Source organism: Aureimonas sp. Leaf324 (assembly GCF_001423245.1).
In the GTDB taxonomy this organism is placed as follows: domain Bacteria; phylum Pseudomonadota; class Alphaproteobacteria; order Rhizobiales; family Rhizobiaceae; genus Aureimonas.
Genome location: NZ_LMOH01000014.1, coordinates 1 through 15,783 on the forward strand (window position 1 = coordinate 1; position 15,783 = coordinate 15,783).

Genomic DNA, 15,783 nt, shown 5'->3' on the forward strand with positions numbered 1-15,783 from the left:
CATTGCGCCGACCGCCGAGACCACCTGGCCGATCGTCGTCTCCAGCTGCACGACGGCGCGGTTGAACTCGGCGCGGATCGGCTCGAACTCGGGCGCCACCGCCTCACCCATGCGCACCGTCAGGTCGCCCGCCGACAGGCGCGCGAAGCTCGTCTCGACGAGGCCGACGAAGGTGCGAAGGTCCTCCGCCTTGGCATGGTCGAGGGCATGCTGGCGCTCGGCGCTGGCCGTCTGCGAGAGACGGGCCGCTTCGGCCTCCGCTGTCAGGCGAAGCTTTTCCGTCGCGGCACCGCGGAAGACCTCGAGCGCTCTCGCCATCGCGCCGACCTCATCGCGGCGATCGAGGCCGTCGATCGCCGAGCCGAGGTCGCCGCGTGCAACCCGGTCCATGGCCAGTTCCAAACCGCCGACCCCGCGCACGACACGGGTCATCATCAGCCAGCCGAAAAGTCCGAGATCGAGAAGAAGCGCAAAGGAACTCGCGAGCATCAGCCAGAACTGCGTCGTCTGGCGCGCCGTCGCCGACGAAACTTCCGCGCTCGACCGCTCGTTGAGCTTCACGAAGAAAGCGTCGACCGGCTCCATCACGCTCGCCACCGCCGCATGGTAGGATTTCGACACGAGGTTGCCGTTCGCCTGCTGGCGCTGGCTGGCCGTCAGCCCGGGGCGCGCCAGCGTTTCCATCGCGTCCGTCTCGAGCTTCACCAGGGTGTTGGAGCGCTCGATCGCGGTGTCGAGAAGCTGGAATTCGTCGCCCTGGATGCCGGCCTGGACCATGCGATCGCGCAGCGACACGGTGTCGCCGTCGGGCCGCGGCTGCGCGCCTCGTGTGGTCGCGAGTTCCCAATAGGGCCGCGTGTAGTAGTCGACCGGCGTCGGCGCCTTGCCGTCGCGGATGTCGAGCGCCTTGAAATACTGCTCCTTGTACATGCGGTCGCCTGTGGCCACGAACGTGCGCACCATGCGCGTCAGTTCGGACGAGGTTTGCCGAAACCCGTCGGCGAGCTGATAGGCCTCGTAGCGACGATCGTAGGTGCGCACGATGTCGCTTCCAGCCTTCTGGTAGAAGTAGAAGGACGCGAAGAACGCCGCCAGGAGGCTCGCGGTGGCCAGACTGAACGCGATGAAAAGAGCGCGGATGCTCACGGAAGCGCCTCGACCTTGAGAATGGAACGCGCGCAGGAGCGCGGGGCCTGTTGGCCCGCCTCCTTTGCCATCCAACAGTTTGGCGGCATCTTCTTAAAGAATGAGGAAGGCAGTGGCGCGGAAGCGAGTGGCGCGCGCCGGCCTGTCCTAACGACGGGACATGTGGCGGTAGCCCAAGCGCCCGGATGCCGGACGAGAGTGCTCAGGCTCATCGGCAATGCCGCCACGTGTCATCTCAGATGGCCGCCTGACGCGCGGGTCCGGACGAACCCGGTTCACCTCAACCAGCTTTTGAGATGGTCAAGGTTCTGGGCCTTAAGGCCTCGATCCTCGAGATCGGTCGGCAATGCCGACGATGGGACCCTTCGGTTTCACGAGCCGGCTACCAGCCCGAAGAAAAAGCGGCAGCAAGCCAGCGTTCCGAAAGCTGCGATGCTGCAGCGCAGTTGACAGCGATGATCGCAGCGCAACATTCTCGATCACCGCGCCCTGCCCTTGCAGACCATGTCGCGGCGACCCGCTCGGTCGAAACGACGCATCACGACCGAGCGGGTCACCCATTCGCCTTGCGTCATCGGCGCAAAAAACCCGCTCCGGCGAACCGGGCGGGCTTCGGCAAGTCTCCGCAATTGATACGCGTCAGGCGAAAGCGCCGGCGTCGAGGCTGGCGGACGAGACGCCGGTCAGAATGACCGTCCCGCCCCCGGACAGCGCGATGACCGCCGACCCGTTCACGTCGGAGACCGTGTAGGTCTGTCCCTGTAGGTTGAGGCTGTCGCCCTGCGTCCGGCTGAAATCGACGATGACGTCGTTGCCCGACCCCGCCGCGAAGAAGAAGACGTCCGCCTCCGTTCCGCCGGACAGGGTGTCGTTGCCGAGATCACCCCAGATCTGATCGTTGCCGGCCCCGCCGAACACGAGATCGTCGCCTTGGCCGCCGCGCACGTAGTCGTTGCCTTGGCCGCCGCCCACCGTGTCGTTGCCCTTGTCGCCGAACAGGGCATCGTTGCCGAGATTGCCGAACACGGCGTCGTTGTCGCGACCGCCATAGGCGACGTCGTCGTCCTGTCCCGCAAAGATCGAATCGTTGCCCTGGTTGGCGAAGATGACGTCCGCCCCCTGATTGCCGTTGATCAGGTCGTTGCCGGAATAGCCGGTGATCGTGTCGTTCCCGGCGAACCCGTTGATCGTGTCGCCGAAATCGGTGCCGGTCAGGGTGTCGGGTCCCGCCGTTCCATCGATCGAGGTACTCGGCGGACGCACGACATAGGTGCCCTGATAGTTGATCGTGAGGTCGATGTATTCCTCGCGGATGGACCTGAAGTCGTCCACGTCGCGGCCGATCCCGTAGCGGATGTCGATGGCGCCGTCGGCCACGATGCCGGCCAGCACCGACTGCGGGATCGTGAAGCTTACGACGTTCACGCCGTTGTATTCGTCGTTCGGCGCGATCGCCCCGAAGGACTGGCTGGTGAACCCTTCGATCTGCACGTTGAAGGTCTCGGCCTGCTCGCCCGGCGAGAAGTCGCCGTAGTAGCGAAGCGTCACGACAGCATCGCTATCGGCGACCTGAGGAACGTTGCCGATCGTGAAGGGGCCGAGGAGAGCAGGTCCCCGACCGGTGCCGATGAAATCGTCGAGCCTGTAGTTGAACGTAACCGCGGTCATCGGCCTCTCCTCCCGAAACGTTCTAGGCACGATGCCGCGACACTCACGAGAAAGTCAACACGATGTCATCTGCTTGATGAACGACGACGGATGCACGACAGCGATCTTGACTGCGGCAGATCGTTACACGTGTTTCAAAACCGAGCTGGATCCGCCCACAATCCATGGAAGGCCGGAGGAATGTCCCGCATCCCTTTCGGCGAAGGCGTCATGACGCTGTCGAAGTTCCACGGGTGGCGGGGACATACGATCCGCGGTGACACACGCAGCAACGGATTGCCTAAGGGGCCATGCAGGGATCGAGAGCCGGCCGTTGTAACCGGGTTGGAGCGGGCGATGGGGATCGAACCCACGACATCCAGCTTGGGAAGCTGGCGTTCTACCGCTGAACTACGCCCGCGCTCGAGCCGAGACACTGCCCGCAAGGCAGGATTCCGTCAAGCGCCGTCAGATGAAATGCTTGGAGAGCTTTAGGCCCTGCGCCTGGTAGTTGGACTTCAGATCGGACCCGTAGAGGCGGTTCGGCAGGCTCGCCATGCGCTCGTAGACGAGCCGTCCGACGATCTGGCCGTCCTCCAGGATGAACGGCACGTCGTGACTGCGCACCTCGAGCACGGCGCGCGAGCCCGAGCCGCCCGCCGCCGAATGACCGAAGCCGGGATCGAAGAAGCCCGCGTAATGGACACGGAACTCGCCGACCAGCGGGTCGAAGGGCGTCATCTCGGCGGCAAAGGCCGGCGGCACATGCACCGCCTCCTTGGAGACGAGGATGTAGAATTCGTCGGGGTCGAGAACGAGTTCGCCCACCGCTCCGCGCCGGATCGGTTCCCAATAATCGAGCATCGGGAGCGCGGCGCGACGGTCGACGTCCACCACGCCGGTGTGCCGCTTGCCGCGATAGCCGACGAGGCCCGTCTCGTCACCGACGAGATCGATCGACAGCGCGATGCCGCCGCCGGAGATATTGGCGTCCGCCGCGCTGGTCAGCCGCTCGGTCTCGTGCAGGGCGGCGAGCTCCGCTTCGAGAAGTTGCGCGTCGCCGGTGCGGAAGCGGATCTGGGTGAGGCGCGAGCCCGGCCGCACGACGATGGGGAAGGTGCGCGGGCTGATCTCGAGGAAGAGCGGCCCCCGGTAGCCGGCCGGGATCTTGTCGAACTCCTGCGCTCCGTCCGACAGGACGCGGGTGAAGATGTCGAGGCGGCCGGTCGAACTCTTCGGATTGGTCGCGGCGCGGATCTCGGCAGGAAGGTCGAGCGCTTCCTGCAGCGGCACGATGTAGACGCAGCCCGTCTCCAGGACGGCGCCGCCCGACAGGTCGATCTCGTGCATCGACAGGCGGCGGAGCTTGGCCTCCACCGGATTGCCGCGGCCGGGCAGGAAACTCGCACGCACCCGGTAGGCCTTCGCACCGAGCCGGAGATCGAGGCTCGCCGGCTGGATCTGGTCGGCGTCGAAGGGGCGCTCGGACGCGATGCGACCGTCCGCGGACAGTTGCGCGATATCGCGATCGGGAAGGATGCCGCCGGCCATGAACTCAACTCCAAGCTGATCCACGCGTTAGCAGGCCCGGCGAGGCTTGGAAACGGGCGGATTGATTTCGGCTGCGGACAGGATTAAGGCTCGCCGCGTTCGTGGTGATTTGCCGGCCGGCTTGCAGCCACGTAAAACAAGTCGCTAAAGGCCGTTTCGCCTCACCCCGAGCGGCTTCTTCGCGTCTGTTGCCCCGTTTTGCAAAGCGGCCTCGGAGACGTCCATGCTGAAGAAGAACGACGCAGCCCGCCCCTTGCGCCCGGCGACCGCCATGGTTCACGGCGGCACCATGCGCTCCGGCTTCGGCGAGACGTCGGAAGCCCTCTTCCTGACCCAAGGCTTCGTCTACCCGACCGCCGAGGCGGCCGAGGCGCGCTTCAAGGGCGAGGAGCCGGGCTTCGTCTACTCGCGCTACGCCAACCCGACGACGCGCATGTTCGAGGAGCGGATGATGGCGCTGGAGGGCGCCGAGGACGCGCGTGCCACGGCGTCGGGCATGGCCGCCGTCTCGGCCGCGCTCCAGTGCTCCGTCCGGGCCGGCGACCATGTGGTGGCTGCGCGCGCGCTCTTCGGCTCCTGCCGCTACATCATCGAGACGGTGCTGGGACGCGCGGGCGTCGCCTGCACGCTGGTCGACGGGCGCGATCTCGAGCAGTGGAAGGCGGCGGTCCGGCCAGAGACCAAGCTCTTCTTCCTGGAAAGCCCGACCAACCCGACGCTGGAGGTCATCGACATCCGCGCCGTCGCCGAGATCGCCCACGAGGCCGGTGCGCGGCTCATCGTCGACAACGTGTTCGCCACGCCGATGCAGCAGAAGCCGCTGGAACTCGGCGCCGACGTCGTGATCTATTCCGCGACCAAGCATATCGACGGCCAGGGCCGCTGCCTCGGCGGCGTCATCCTGTCGGACGCCCAGTGGATCGCCGAGGAGCTGCAGGACTTCTTCCGCCACACCGGCCCGTCGCTGTCGCCGTTCAACGCCTGGTGCCTGCTGAAGGGCCTCGAGACCCTGCCGCTGCGCGTCGCCCAGCAGACGGCGAACGCCGCCCGTCTCGCCGATGCGCTGGCCGCCTCGCCGAAGGTCTCGCGCGTCATCTATCCCGGTCGCGCCGACCATCCGGACGCCGAGGTCATCGCCCGCCAGATGTCGGGCGGCTCGACCCTTCTGGCGCTGGACCTGAAGGGCGGCAAGGAGGCGGCGTTCCGCTTCTCGAATGCGCTCGAGATCATCAAGATCTCCAACAATCTCGGCGACGCCAAGAGCCTGATCACGCATCCCGCGACCACCACTCACAAGAGCCTCACCGACGAGGCGCGCGCCGAACTCGGCATCGGACCGGGACTTCTGCGTCTGTCGACCGGCATTGAGGACGGCGCCGATCTCGTGGATGACGTCGAGCGCGCGCTCGCCAGCGTCTGACCGGAGCCTCGTTCCGGCTCCATCGACCCGGTTTTGCCGCAATTGTCTGCGGATTGCGGCAAAAGCTTTTCGCGCTCTTCGGCGCCCGCAACGAACGCAAGGGCCATGTATCAGGCGACCACGCGCCACATCACCGTCAAGGTGACCCCGTCATACCTCCGTGACCAGTCCGAACCGTCGGAGGGGCATTGGGTGTTCGCCTACCGGGTGGAGATCGAGAACGGCTCGCGCGAGACGGTGCAACTGCGTGCGCGACGCTGGCAGATCACCGATGGGCTCGGCCGGGTCGAGGTGGTGGAAGGTCCGGGCGTTGTCGGCGAGGAGCCGATCCTCGAGCCCGGCGACAGCTTCACCTACACGTCGGGCTGCCCGCTCTCGACCCCGTCCGGCATCATGCGGGGCCACTACCGGATGCAGTCGATCGACGGCAGCCTGTTCGAGGTCGAAATCCCAGCCTTCTCGCTGGACGCGCCGGCCGAACGGCGCGTCCTGAACTAGGACATCAGCCGAACCGCTCGATCACCGCCGGCGATGCCGTCCCTGCCTCGCGGATCATCATCGCGGCGCGAACCCGCGCCGCCGCCCGGTCCGCGGCGTCAAGGCTTTGCGCATGGACGAAACACAGCGGCTCGCCGACGCTCAAGCTCGCTCCAAGCGGCGCGAGGGCCGAAAGTCCGACCGCGAAATCCACGGGATCGCCCGGCCGCGTCCGCCCGCCCCCAAGCTCGACGACCGCCAGCCCGAGCGCGCGGGTGTCGATGGCGGCCAGCGTGCCGGCCTGCTCGGCGGTCACGGGCCGCACGATCGGCGCCGTCGGTAGGAACCGCTCGGGGTTGTCCAGAAGATCGGCGGGACCACCGAGCAACGACACCATCCTGGCGAAGCGCTCGGCCGCCCGACCGTCGTCGAGTGCGGACCGCGCCATGATTTCCGCAGCCTGGATCGTGGGCGCGAGGCCCCCGGCGCAGAGGGCCTCGCCGGCCAGCGCCAGCGTCACAGCCTCCAGGCGGGCGTCGCGGTGCTCCCCGGTGAGGAAGCGGATGGCGTTGGCGACCTCCAGCGCGTTGCCGGCGTCGCTGGCCAACGGCTCGGCCATGCCGGTGAGGAGCGCGCTGCAGCGCAGGCCACCACCCCGCGCGACCTCGACCAGCGAGCGCATCAGCGCCCGCGCGTCGTCCGCCGCCGCCATGAAGGCGCCGGAGCCGGTCTTCACGTCGAGCACCAGCGTGTCGACGCCGGATGCGAGCTTCTTCGACAGGATCGAGGCGGTGATGAGCGGGATCGATTCCACCGTCGCCGTGGTGTCGCGCACCGCATAGATCCGGCCGTCCGCCGGCGCCAGCCGGGCGCTGGGCCCGACGATGGCGCAGCCGGCGTCGCATACCGCGCGGCGGAGCGTGTCCCCGTCCGGCGTCACCGTGTAGCCGGGGATCGACTCCAGCTTATCGAGCGTGCCGCCGGTGTGGCCGAGACCACGGCCCGAGATCATGGGAACGAAGGCACCGCAGGCGGCCAGGATCGGCGCGAGCATCAGCGAGACGTTATCGCCGACCCCGCCGGTCGAATGCTTGTCGAGAACGGGGCCGGGCAGGTCCGACCAGTCGAGCACCCCGCCCGAATCGCGCATCGCCAGGGTCAGTGCGACGGTCTCGGCCCGGTCCATGCCACGCAGAAAGACGGCCATCGCAAAGGCCGCGATCTGCCCTTCCCCGACCCGGCCATCCGTGACCCCCGCCACGAACTCGGCGATCTCGGCGGGTTCGAGCGGGTGGCCGTCACGTTTGCGGCGGATGATCTCCTGCGGCAGCATCAGGCGGCGATGTCCGGCAGAGCCGCCGCCAGAATGCGGGCAAGGCGCGCGCCGCCACGCGGGGCGACCTCCTTGGTCTCGGTGTGGCTCAACTCGTTGCCTGTGATGCCCGCGCCCATGTTGGTGATGACCGAGGCGGCGACGACGCGAAGGCCGAGGAAGCGCGCGAGGATCGTCTCGGGCACCGTGGACATGCCGACCGCATCGGCGCCGAACACCTTCGCCATGCGGATTTCGGCCGGCGTCTCGAAGGAGGGGCCGGAGAACCACATGTAGACGCCGCGATGCAGCCCCTCCTCCGCCTTCACGGCGCCGCGCAGCATCGCCGTGCGCAGCGCTTCGTCGTAGGCCGTCGTCATGCCGACGAAGCGCGCGTCGGTCGGCTCGCCGATCAGCGGGTTCCGGCCGGAGAAGGCGATATGGTCCTCGATCAGCATGACCTCGCCGGGCTGGATCGACGAATTGACCGAACCGGCGGCGTTGGTCAGCACCAGGATTTCGATGCCGACCGCCTTCAGGGCCTCGAGCGCCGGGCGCATGGCGGCGGGATCGCCGGCTTCGTAATAGTGGATGCGGCCGGACAGGATCACGATCTCGATCCCGGCGAGCCAGCCGATCACGATCTCCCCGGCATGGCCGCTCACCGCCGAGACCGGCATGCCCGGCAGGGCGGAATAGGGCACGCGCTTGGGCTCCTGCACCGCGTCGACAAGCGCCCCGAGACCCGAGCCGAGAATCAGCGCGACGCGCGGCGCCCGGGCGCCGAGCTGCGAGCGGAGCGCATCGGCGAGTTCGCTCATCAGACGGCGTCCCGCGGGAAGGCCTTGGGCAGGAGCTCGTCCATCAGGACCGTCTCGATCACGCCCTCGGTCGCGTCGCACAGGAAGACCCGCGTCTCGGGCCTTGCGAACTCGGCGATGCGCTGGCGGCAGCCGCCGCAAGGCGAGCAGGCGCGCAGGCGCTCCGCGACGACGGCGATCTCGGCGATCTTGCCGCCGCCGTCCATCACCATGTGGGCGATCGCGGTCGTCTCCGCGCACCAGCCCTCCGGGAAGCTCACGACCTCAATGTTGCATCCCGAATAGATGCGCCCGTCCTCGGTGCGCAGCGCCGCGCCCACGGGGAAGTTGGAATAGGGCGCATGGCACTTCTTCATCGCCGCGCGAGCCTTGAGGAAGAGGTCTTCGGACATGGAAACTCTCAAGCGTTCGAGGACGGAGCGCGGACGGTCAGCGCTCCTTGACGTAGGGCACGCCGCCGGCCTTCGGCGGACGCGACTTGCCGACGAAACCCGCCAGCAGGATCACCGTCAGGATGTAGGGCAGCGCCTGGACGAACTGCGGCGGGATCTGCCCGATGCCCGGCAGCGGCGTCGTCTGCAGCCGGATCGAGGCGGCGTCGAGGAAGCCGAAGAGGAGGCAGGCGAGCAGCGTCGGCACCGGCTTCCAGTTGGCGAAGATGAGAGCCGCGAGCGCGATGTAGCCGCGCCCGGCCGTCATCTCGCGCGTGAAGCCCGCCGACTGCGCCATGGCGAGATAGGTGCCGGCAAGGCCCGTCAGCACGCCGCAGATGATCACGGCGCGGTATCTCAGCCAGGCGACCGAGATTCCGGCCGTATCGACGGCGCCGGGGTTCTCGCCGACAGCCCGGAGGCGAAGGCCGAAGCGCGTGCGATAGAGCACCCACCACGTGAAAGGAACGGCGAGGAAGGCGAGCCAGACCAGCGCGTTCTGGCCGGACAGGAGGCCGGAATACAGGAAGCCGACGACCGGCACCTCGCGCAGGGCATCCGCGCCGGGCAGCTCGATGCCGAGGAAGCGCTGGTCGGGCCCGAGCGGCGGGGTGACGCCGCCTTGGCTAAACCATGCGCTGCCGAGAATGATGGTAAGGCCCGAAGCGATGAAGTTCAGCGCGACGCCGGACACGATCTGGTTGCCGCGATAGGTGATCGAGGCGAGGCCATGAACGAGCGCGAAGAGGACCGCGACGCCGACGCCCGTGAGCAGCCCGAGGATGGCGGAGCCGGTGACGGCGGCGGCCGAGGCCGAGGCGAAGGCGCCCGCCAGCATCTTGCCCTCGAGGCCGATATCGAAGACGCCCGAGCGCTCGGAATACAGCCCCGCGAGCGCCGCGAAGATCAGCGGCGTCGACAGGCGGATGGTGGAATCGAGGAGATTGAGGAGACCGGCGAGATCCATCAGCGTGCCTCCCCGCCGGCCGGCTTCGGCCCGGTCTCTCGCAACCGCAGGAACCCGTACATGACCCCGACGCCGGGGCGCAGCATGTTCTCGAGCGCCCCCGCGAAGAGGATCACCAGTCCCTGGATGATGACGATCATGTCGCGCGAGATAGTCGGCATGTCGAAGGCGAGTTCCGCCCCGCCCTGGTAGAGTGTGCCGAAGAGAAGTGCGGCCGGGATGATGCCGGCTGGGTGCCCCCGGCCCATGAGGGCGACGGCGATGCCGACGAAGCCGGCGCCGGCCGGGAAGTTCAGCTGCAGCCGGTACTGGTCGCCCATCACCGAGTTCAGCGCCATCATGCCGGCAAGGCCGCCCGAGATCAGCATGATGGTGACGACGAGGCGCGTCTCCTTCATGCCGGCGTAGCGCGCGGCGGACGGCGAGAAGCCGAGCGTGCGGATCTCGTAGCCGAGCCGGGTGCGCCAGATCAGCACCCAGACGGCGAACGCGGCGAGAAGCGCGACGAAGAACGTCACGTTGAGCGGCGCGCCGCCGAGGTCGAAGCCGAGCGCATCGAACAGGCTGCCGAGCTTGGGCAACTGTCCGCCCGCATCGAACTGGCGCGTTTCGGGCTGCATTGTGCCGATCGGCCGCAAGGGGCCGACGAGGAGATAGACCATCAGCGCCGAGGCGATGAAGTTGAACATGATCGTCGTGATGACGACGTGGCTGCCGCGCTTGGCCTGGAGGTAGCCCGGCAGGAAGGCCCAGGCCGCGCCGACCGCGAAGGAGGCGACGACCGCCAGCGGCAGGTTCACCCACCAGGGCAGGACCGAGCCGAGATTGAGCGCCACGAAGGCGACGCCGAGCCCGCCGACATAGGCCTGCCCCTCGCCGCCGATATTGAAGAGGCCGCCATGAAAGGCGACGGCGACGGCAAGGCCCGTCAGGATGAAGTTCGTCGTGTAGAACAGCGTGAAGCCGAATCCTTCGCCGTAGCCGAAGGCGCCGCGCAGCATCAGCCGCGCCGCCTCGACCGGGCTTTCGCCGACGGCCAGCACCACGAGCCCCGCCACGAGAAACGCGACGACGACGTTGAGAAGCGGGATCACGCCATGGTCGATCCAGGCGGGCAGCTTGGCATAGGGTCGGCTCATGCCGGCTCCTCGGAAGGCGGGGTCAGGTCGATGCGCCCTTTCGCGTCGAGCGGAAAGAACGGGTTGTGGGCGAGTTCCCGGAGATGGCCGTCCGGATCGGAAAAGTAGCCGGAATAGCCGCCCCAGAACACCTTTTCGGGCGGCTTCACCGCGTCGCCTCCGGCCGCGACCGCTTGCGCGAACAGGCGGTCGGTTTCGGCCTCGGACGCGAGGTTGATCGCGAGCGTCACACCCCGGAAGCGCGGCAGCGGTTCGGCGGTCAGGCCGGCGTCTGCCGCCAGATCGTCCCGTCCGAAGAGCGAGAGAACGATCCCCTCCCCTTGCAGGAACACGACCTTGTCGTTGCCCGCGTCCGTGCGCGTCCAGCCGAGCGCCTCGTAGAAGCGGGAGGATCGCGCGAGATCGGCGACGCCGAGCGTGATGAGCGAAACGCGCGCGTCCCTCATTCGGCGGCCTCGCGCCGCGTTTCGCCCGCCATCAGGAGGCCGATCTCGCCCTCGTCCGCCTCCGGCCCGACCTCGCCGACGATGCGGCCGGCAAACATGACGAGGATGCGGTCGGCGAGCGAGCGGATCTCGTCGAGCTCGACCGACACGAGGAGGACGGCCTTGCCGGCGTCGCGCATCTCGACGACGCGGCGGTGGATGAACTCGATCGCGCCGACGTCGACGCCGCGCGTCGGCTGGCCGATCAGGAGCACGGCGGGGTCGCGCTCCATCTCGCGCGCCAGCACGATCTTCTGCTGGTTGCCGCCGGAGAAATTGGCGGTGCGAAGGTCTGCCGACGGCGGGCGGATGTCGTAGGCGGCGATCTTCGCCTCGGCGTCCCGGCGCATCGCCTTCGGGTCGAGGAACGGACCGGAGCCGAGCTTCGGATCGCGATGGTAGCCGAGGACGGCGTTCTCGGCCTCGCGAAAGGGCAGGACGAGACCGACATGGTGCCGGTCCTCCGGCACGTGGGCGAGCCCCCTGGCCCGCATCTCCGCGGGATCGAGCGCGCCGGTCGGATCGAGCGCCTCGCCTTTCAGCCGCATCCGGCCCCGTTCGGCGCGGCGGATGCCCGACAGGGCCTCCAGAAGCTCGGATTGCCCATTGCCGGCGACCCCGGCGATGCCGACGATCTCGCCGGCTCGCACGGTGAAGGACACGTCGTCGACCATGGCGACGCCGCGCCCGTCGCGCACCGACAGTCCCTCGACCTCCAGAAGCGGAACGCCGGGCGCCGCCGGCTTCTTGTCGACACGCAGAAGGACGCGGCGCCCGACCATCAGCTCGGCAAGTTCGCCGGCGCTGGTCTCGCGCGTCGCCCGTGTCGCGACGATCTCGCCGCGACGCATGACCGAGACGTTGTCGGTGACGTCGAGGATCTCGCGCAGCTTGTGCGTGATCAGGACGATCGTCTTGCCCTCGGCCCGCAGCTGGCGAAGCACGGCGAAGAGCTGGTCGGCCTCGGCGGGCGTCAGCACGCCGGTCGGCTCGTCGAGGATCAGGATTTCGGCGCCGCGATAGAGCGCCTTCAAAATCTCCACCCGCTGCTGAAGGCCAACCGGCAGTGTCTCGACCACGGCGTCCGGGTCGATCGCCAGCCCGTGCTCCTTCTCGAGGCGTAGCAGCTCGGCCCGCGCGCGGCGGATGCCGGGTGACAGGAGGCCCGACTGTTCGGCTCCGAGCATGATGTTTTCCAGCACCGTGAAGGGCTCGACCAGCATGAAGTGCTGGTGGACCATGCCGATGCCGGCCGCGATCGCCGCGTTGGAATCGGGGATCGCGACCGGTTGGCCGCCGACCCGGATCTCGCCCTCGTCGGCCTGGTAGAAGCCGTAGAGGATCGACATGAGCGTCGACTTGCCCGCGCCGTTCTCGCCCACGATCCCGTGGATGGTGCCCTTCTCCACACGCAAATTGATGTCGCGGTTGGCGCGCACCGCGCCGAAGGTCTTCGAGATGCCGATCAGCTCGATCGCAGGGGCCATGCCGATCCCATCGCCGTTCTTACGTTTGCGTCAGGGTATCGATCCGCGCGCCGGAGCGCCAGACCGCCTGTCCCGCTGAAGTAGGCCGCACAGGGCCTTGATCCACAGACCGTGCGTGCCCCATGTGACGGCACGAGACGACGAGACGGAGTTCCCTTGTCCGAAACGCCCAAACGCCCCCGCCAGAGCCGCGCCGACTATCGCGCCTTCGTCGACGTGACGACGCGCTGGTCCGACAACGACATGTACGGCCACATGAACAACGCAGCCTACTACGCCTTCTTCGACACGGCGGTGACGAACTGGCTGTTCGGCACAGGCCTGTCGGCGGAGGACTCGATGTTCTTCGTGGCCGAGACCGGCTGCCGATACCTGTCGGAGGTCGGCTATCCCGATCGCGTGCGCGTCGGCCTTCGGGTCGGGCACCTCGGCACGACCTCGATCCGCTACGAAATCGGCATCTTCCGCAACGACGAGGACCTCGCCGCGGCCGAAGGGCTGTTCGTCCATGTCCACGTCGACAAGGCGAGGCGCCGCCCGGCGCCGGTGCCCGACATCCTTCGCCGCGCGCTGGAGGCGCTGGCCGTATGAGCGACGAGACCCGCATCACCGAGCTCGAGATCGCGCTCGCCCACCAGACTCACACGGTCGAGGAGCTTTCGTCCGAGATGGCGGCGCAGGGCCAGCGCATCGATCGGCTGGAGAAGACGCTGAAGGCGCTGGTGCAGCGGCTTCTCGAGCTGGAGGAGAGCGCGACGCCGCGGGCGGAGATCACCCGGCCGCCGCACTACTGATCAGGGCAGCCGCGCGACGCGCTCCACGAGCAGCGCATAGAAGGCATCCGCGTTGCCAGACCGCACGAAGAAGGCGTTCTTCGCGCGGTCGGTGACGCCCCAGTAGTCCACCACCGTCATGCCGCGCGTCAGTTGGCTTCCGGTCTCGACCTCGATGTTGACGCGCCGGCCTTCGAAGAGTTCGGGCGCGAGGAGGAAGGCGGTCACGCACGGGTCGTGCAGCGGCGCGCCCTCCCAGCCGAACTTCTGAAGATCATAGACCTCGGAAAACGACAGCATCGCCGCGACCGCTGCGCCCGACTTGTTGCCGAGCCTGGCGAACGCCTCGATCCGCGCCGGGGTCGAGTGCATCTGGTGGGTCACGTCGAGCGGCAGGACGGTGATGTCGACGCCGCTGGCGAAGACCGAGGCCGCCGCCTCCGGGTCGACATAGAGGTTGAATTCGGCGGTCGGCGTGACGTTGCCGACCTCGAAATAGGCGCCGCCCATGAGGACGATGCCCTGGAGGCGCTCGGCGATGTCGGGCGCCTTCAGAAGCGCCAGCGCGACATTCGTCAACGGGCCAAGGGCGGCGATCGTCACGCTCTTCGGCTCGTGCGCGCGCACCGTGTCGATGATGAAGTCGACGCCGTGGCCCTCGCGCAAGGGGTTGGCGGGCGGCGGCAGGTCGGGGCCGTCGAGCCCGGTCTGCCCATGCACGTGCTCGGCGGTCACCAGCGGGCGCAGGAACGGCCGCTCGGCCCCGGCATGGACGGGAATGTCGGCGCGCCCGGCGAGCTCCGCGATCCGCCGCGCATTGGCGGAGGCCAGGTGCAGCGGCACGTTGCCGGCCACCGCGACGATGCCGAGGACGTCCAGCTCCGGCGAGCCGAGCGCGGCGAGGATCGCGATCGCGTCGTCCTGTCCCGGGTCGGTGTCGAAGATGATCTTGCGCAAGGGGAACCTCCGTCATGCCTTTCACGCCGCGCATAGCATTGCGATGCCCGAAACGCGAAGCGGCGCCCGCAAGGGGCGCCGCCGGTGTCGTTCGAGACGAGCCGTGCCCTCAGTAGGGGCAGGCGTTGTCGGTGTTGTAGTTGTGGACCTTGATCGTGCCGGCGATGATGTCGGCCTTGGCCTTCTCGACCGCCGCCGTCATCTCGGGCGTGATCAGCGCCTTGTTGTTGTCGTCGACCGCATAGCCGACGCCGTCCTCCTTCAGGCCGAGCGTCTGCGTGCCGGCCGTCCACTGGCCGCCCTGCGCATCCTTGAACGCCTGGTAGACGGCGTTGTCGACGCGCTTGACCATCGAGGTCAGGACCTTGCCGGGATGCAGCATGTTCTGGTTGGAATCGACGCCGATGCCGAGCTTGCCGGCGTCCGCCACGGCCTGCAGCACGCCGATGCCGGTCGCGCCCGCGGCGTGGAAGACGACGTCCGCGCCCTGGTCCATCTGCGAGCGGGCGAGTTCGCCGCCGCGCACAGGATCGTTCCAGGCGGCCGCCGTCGTGCCCGTCATGTTCTCGAGATACTTGGCGTCGCTCTTGGCCGCGAGCACGCCGCCCTTGTAGCCGCAGGCGAAGTTGCGGATCAGCGGAATGTCCATGCCGCCGACGAAGCCGACCGTGCCGGTCTGCGACTTCAGCGCCGCGAGCATGCCGACGAGGTAGGACCCTTCCTCCTCCTTGAAGAGGATCGAGCGCACGTTCGGCCGGTCGACCACGGTGTCGATGATGGCGAACTGGAGGTCGGGATATTCCTTCGCGACGTTCTCCATCGCCGCCTGCTGGGCGAAGCCGACGCCGATGATCGGCGAATGGCCGTCGCGCGCGAAGCGGCGCAGCACCTGCTCGCGCTGCGTCTCGTTCTGCATCTCGAACTCGCGATACGCGACGCCCGTCTCCTTCTTGAAGCGCTCCGCGCCGTTGAAGGCCGCCTCGTTGAAGGACTTGTCGAACTTGCCGCCCAGATCGAAGATCACGGCGGGCTTGAACTCGGCGGCAAGCGCGTGGCCCGCGAGGCCCAGCGTGCAGGCGGCCATCAGGCCGGCGAGAAGATGCTTCATGGGTCGGGTCGTGTCCCTGTTTCGCGAAGACGCCTTGGAGCCGATCATGCGGCGTTTCCCGC

At 68.0% G+C, this 15,783-nt stretch carries 16 protein-coding genes, 1 tRNA gene and 1 riboswitch; of the genes, 4 read left to right on the forward strand and 13 right to left on the reverse strand.

Annotated features, from left to right (window positions below):
* From ASF65_RS11580 to ASF65_RS11595, 4 genes are all read right to left on the reverse strand, one after another.
* A partial coding sequence (locus ASF65_RS11580) for a methyl-accepting chemotaxis protein (protein ID WP_156369277.1) occupies positions 1-1,146 on the reverse strand: 1,146 nt, incomplete at its 3' end.
* 639 nt (positions 1,147-1,785) lie between these two features.
* Positions 1,786-2,814 (reverse strand): calcium-binding protein, encoded by a 1,029-nt coding sequence (locus ASF65_RS11585; RefSeq protein WP_055889244.1) that lies wholly within the window; start codon positions 2,812-2,814, stop codon positions 1,786-1,788.
* Between the two features lie 325 nt (positions 2,815-3,139).
* Positions 3,140-3,214 (reverse strand) — tRNA-Gly (locus ASF65_RS11590).
* Positions 3,215-3,261: 47 nt separating this feature from the next.
* Positions 3,262-4,344 carry a 2'-deoxycytidine 5'-triphosphate deaminase gene (locus ASF65_RS11595; RefSeq protein ID WP_055889247.1) on the reverse strand — a complete coding sequence of 361 codons (1,083 nt, stop codon included), beginning with the start codon at positions 4,342-4,344 and terminating at the stop codon, positions 3,262-3,264.
* Between the two features lie 91 nt (positions 4,345-4,435).
* Positions 4,436-4,511: riboswitch (SAM riboswitch) on the forward strand.
* Positions 4,512-4,567: 56 nt separating this feature from the next.
* Here ASF65_RS11595 and ASF65_RS11600 point away from each other — a divergent pair.
* Positions 4,568-5,764, forward strand: coding sequence for an O-succinylhomoserine sulfhydrylase (locus tag ASF65_RS11600; protein ID WP_055889250.1), 1,197 nt, complete (start codon positions 4,568-4,570; stop codon positions 5,762-5,764).
* Positions 5,765-5,869: 105 nt separating this feature from the next.
* Complete coding sequence (gene apaG, locus ASF65_RS11605) at positions 5,870-6,262, forward strand: Co2+/Mg2+ efflux protein ApaG (RefSeq protein ID WP_055889252.1); 393 nt, start codon at positions 5,870-5,872, stop codon at positions 6,260-6,262.
* A 4-nt stretch (positions 6,263-6,266) separates the two neighbouring features.
* Here apaG and deoA read toward each other — a convergent pair whose 3' ends face one another.
* From deoA to ASF65_RS11640, 7 genes are read right to left on the reverse strand one after another with little or no spacing between them, the layout of a single operon-like run.
* Positions 6,267-7,574, reverse strand: coding sequence for a thymidine phosphorylase (gene deoA / locus ASF65_RS11610; RefSeq protein WP_055889254.1), 1,308 nt, complete (start codon positions 7,572-7,574; stop codon positions 6,267-6,269).
* Positions 7,574-8,374 carry a purine-nucleoside phosphorylase gene (locus ASF65_RS11615; RefSeq protein ID WP_055889256.1) on the reverse strand — a complete coding sequence of 267 codons (801 nt, stop codon included), beginning with the start codon at positions 8,372-8,374 and terminating at the stop codon, positions 7,574-7,576. The genes deoA and ASF65_RS11615 overlap by 1 nt, the downstream gene beginning before the upstream one ends.
* A complete protein-coding gene (locus ASF65_RS11620) occupies positions 8,374-8,766 on the reverse strand; it encodes a cytidine deaminase (protein ID WP_055889259.1) in 393 nt (130 codons plus the stop codon). The genes ASF65_RS11615 and ASF65_RS11620 overlap by 1 nt, the downstream gene beginning before the upstream one ends.
* A gap of 37 nt (positions 8,767-8,803) precedes the next feature.
* Entirely contained in the window at positions 8,804-9,772 is a 969-nt protein-coding gene (locus ASF65_RS11625) for an ABC transporter permease (protein ID WP_055889262.1), read from the reverse strand.
* Positions 9,772-10,911: an ABC transporter permease gene (locus ASF65_RS11630; RefSeq protein ID WP_055889266.1), complete on the reverse strand. Its 1,140-nt coding sequence runs from the start codon at positions 10,909-10,911 to the stop codon at positions 9,772-9,774. Before ASF65_RS11630 ends, ASF65_RS11625 begins: the two co-directional genes overlap by 1 nt.
* Positions 10,908-11,357 (reverse strand): VOC family protein, encoded by a 450-nt coding sequence (locus ASF65_RS11635; RefSeq protein WP_055889268.1) that lies wholly within the window; start codon positions 11,355-11,357, stop codon positions 10,908-10,910. Before ASF65_RS11635 ends, ASF65_RS11630 begins: the two co-directional genes overlap by 4 nt.
* Positions 11,354-12,883, reverse strand: coding sequence for an ABC transporter ATP-binding protein (locus ASF65_RS11640; RefSeq protein ID WP_055889271.1), 1,530 nt, complete (start codon positions 12,881-12,883; stop codon positions 11,354-11,356). The genes ASF65_RS11635 and ASF65_RS11640 overlap by 4 nt, the downstream gene beginning before the upstream one ends.
* 156 nt (positions 12,884-13,039) lie before the next feature.
* Here ASF65_RS11640 and ASF65_RS11645 point away from each other — a divergent pair, with 156 nt between their 5' ends.
* Together ASF65_RS11645 and ASF65_RS11650 are read left to right on the forward strand one after the other, a co-directional pair.
* Positions 13,040-13,474 (forward strand): thioesterase family protein, encoded by a 435-nt coding sequence (locus tag ASF65_RS11645; RefSeq protein WP_055889275.1) that lies wholly within the window; start codon positions 13,040-13,042, stop codon positions 13,472-13,474.
* Positions 13,471-13,677: a SlyX family protein gene (locus ASF65_RS11650; protein ID WP_055889278.1), complete on the forward strand. Its 207-nt coding sequence runs from the start codon at positions 13,471-13,473 to the stop codon at positions 13,675-13,677. Before ASF65_RS11645 ends, ASF65_RS11650 begins: the two co-directional genes overlap by 4 nt.
* On the opposite strand, the gene ASF65_RS11655 is transcribed toward ASF65_RS11650, so the two are convergent.
* Complete coding sequence (locus ASF65_RS11655) at positions 13,678-14,613, reverse strand: nucleoside hydrolase (RefSeq protein ID WP_055889280.1); 936 nt, start codon at positions 14,611-14,613, stop codon at positions 13,678-13,680. It abuts the gene before it with no gap.
* Between the two features lie 109 nt (positions 14,614-14,722).
* The gene (locus ASF65_RS11660; RefSeq protein ID WP_055889326.1) at positions 14,723-15,721 is read right to left on the reverse strand and encodes a BMP family ABC transporter substrate-binding protein; all 999 of its coding nucleotides are present in this window, start codon (positions 15,719-15,721) and stop codon (positions 14,723-14,725) included.
* Between the last annotated feature and the right edge of the window lie 62 nt (positions 15,722-15,783).

What these genes read in the sequence shown, in the direction of transcription:
- ASF65_RS11660 (WP_055889326.1), bottom strand. Translation starts at nt 15,721, where the DNA reads ATGAAGCATCTTCTCGCCGGCCTGATGGCCGCCTGCACGCTGGGCCTC.
- ASF65_RS11585 (WP_055889244.1), bottom strand. Translation starts at nt 2,814, where the DNA reads ATGACCGCGGTTACGTTCAACTACAGGCTCGACGATTTCATCGGCACC.
- ASF65_RS11595 (WP_055889247.1), bottom strand. Translation starts at nt 4,344, where the DNA reads ATGGCCGGCGGCATCCTTCCCGATCGCGATATCGCGCAACTGTCCGCG.
- ASF65_RS11650 (WP_055889278.1), top strand. Translation starts at nt 13,471, where the DNA reads ATGAGCGACGAGACCCGCATCACCGAGCTCGAGATCGCGCTCGCCCAC.
- ASF65_RS11620 (WP_055889259.1), bottom strand. Translation starts at nt 8,766, where the DNA reads ATGTCCGAAGACCTCTTCCTCAAGGCTCGCGCGGCGATGAAGAAGTGC.
- ASF65_RS11630 (WP_055889266.1), bottom strand. Translation starts at nt 10,911, where the DNA reads ATGAGCCGACCCTATGCCAAGCTGCCCGCCTGGATCGACCATGGCGTG.
- ASF65_RS11625 (WP_055889262.1), bottom strand. Translation starts at nt 9,772, where the DNA reads ATGGATCTCGCCGGTCTCCTCAATCTCCTCGATTCCACCATCCGCCTG.
- apaG (WP_055889252.1), top strand. Translation starts at nt 5,870, where the DNA reads ATGTATCAGGCGACCACGCGCCACATCACCGTCAAGGTGACCCCGTCA.
- ASF65_RS11600 (WP_055889250.1), top strand. Translation starts at nt 4,568, where the DNA reads ATGCTGAAGAAGAACGACGCAGCCCGCCCCTTGCGCCCGGCGACCGCC.
- ASF65_RS11640 (WP_055889271.1), bottom strand. Translation starts at nt 12,883, where the DNA reads ATGGCCCCTGCGATCGAGCTGATCGGCATCTCGAAGACCTTCGGCGCG.
- ASF65_RS11635 (WP_055889268.1), bottom strand. Translation starts at nt 11,357, where the DNA reads ATGAGGGACGCGCGCGTTTCGCTCATCACGCTCGGCGTCGCCGATCTC.
- deoA (WP_055889254.1), bottom strand. Translation starts at nt 7,574, where the DNA reads ATGCTGCCGCAGGAGATCATCCGCCGCAAACGTGACGGCCACCCGCTC.
- ASF65_RS11615 (WP_055889256.1), bottom strand. Translation starts at nt 8,374, where the DNA reads ATGAGCGAACTCGCCGATGCGCTCCGCTCGCAGCTCGGCGCCCGGGCG.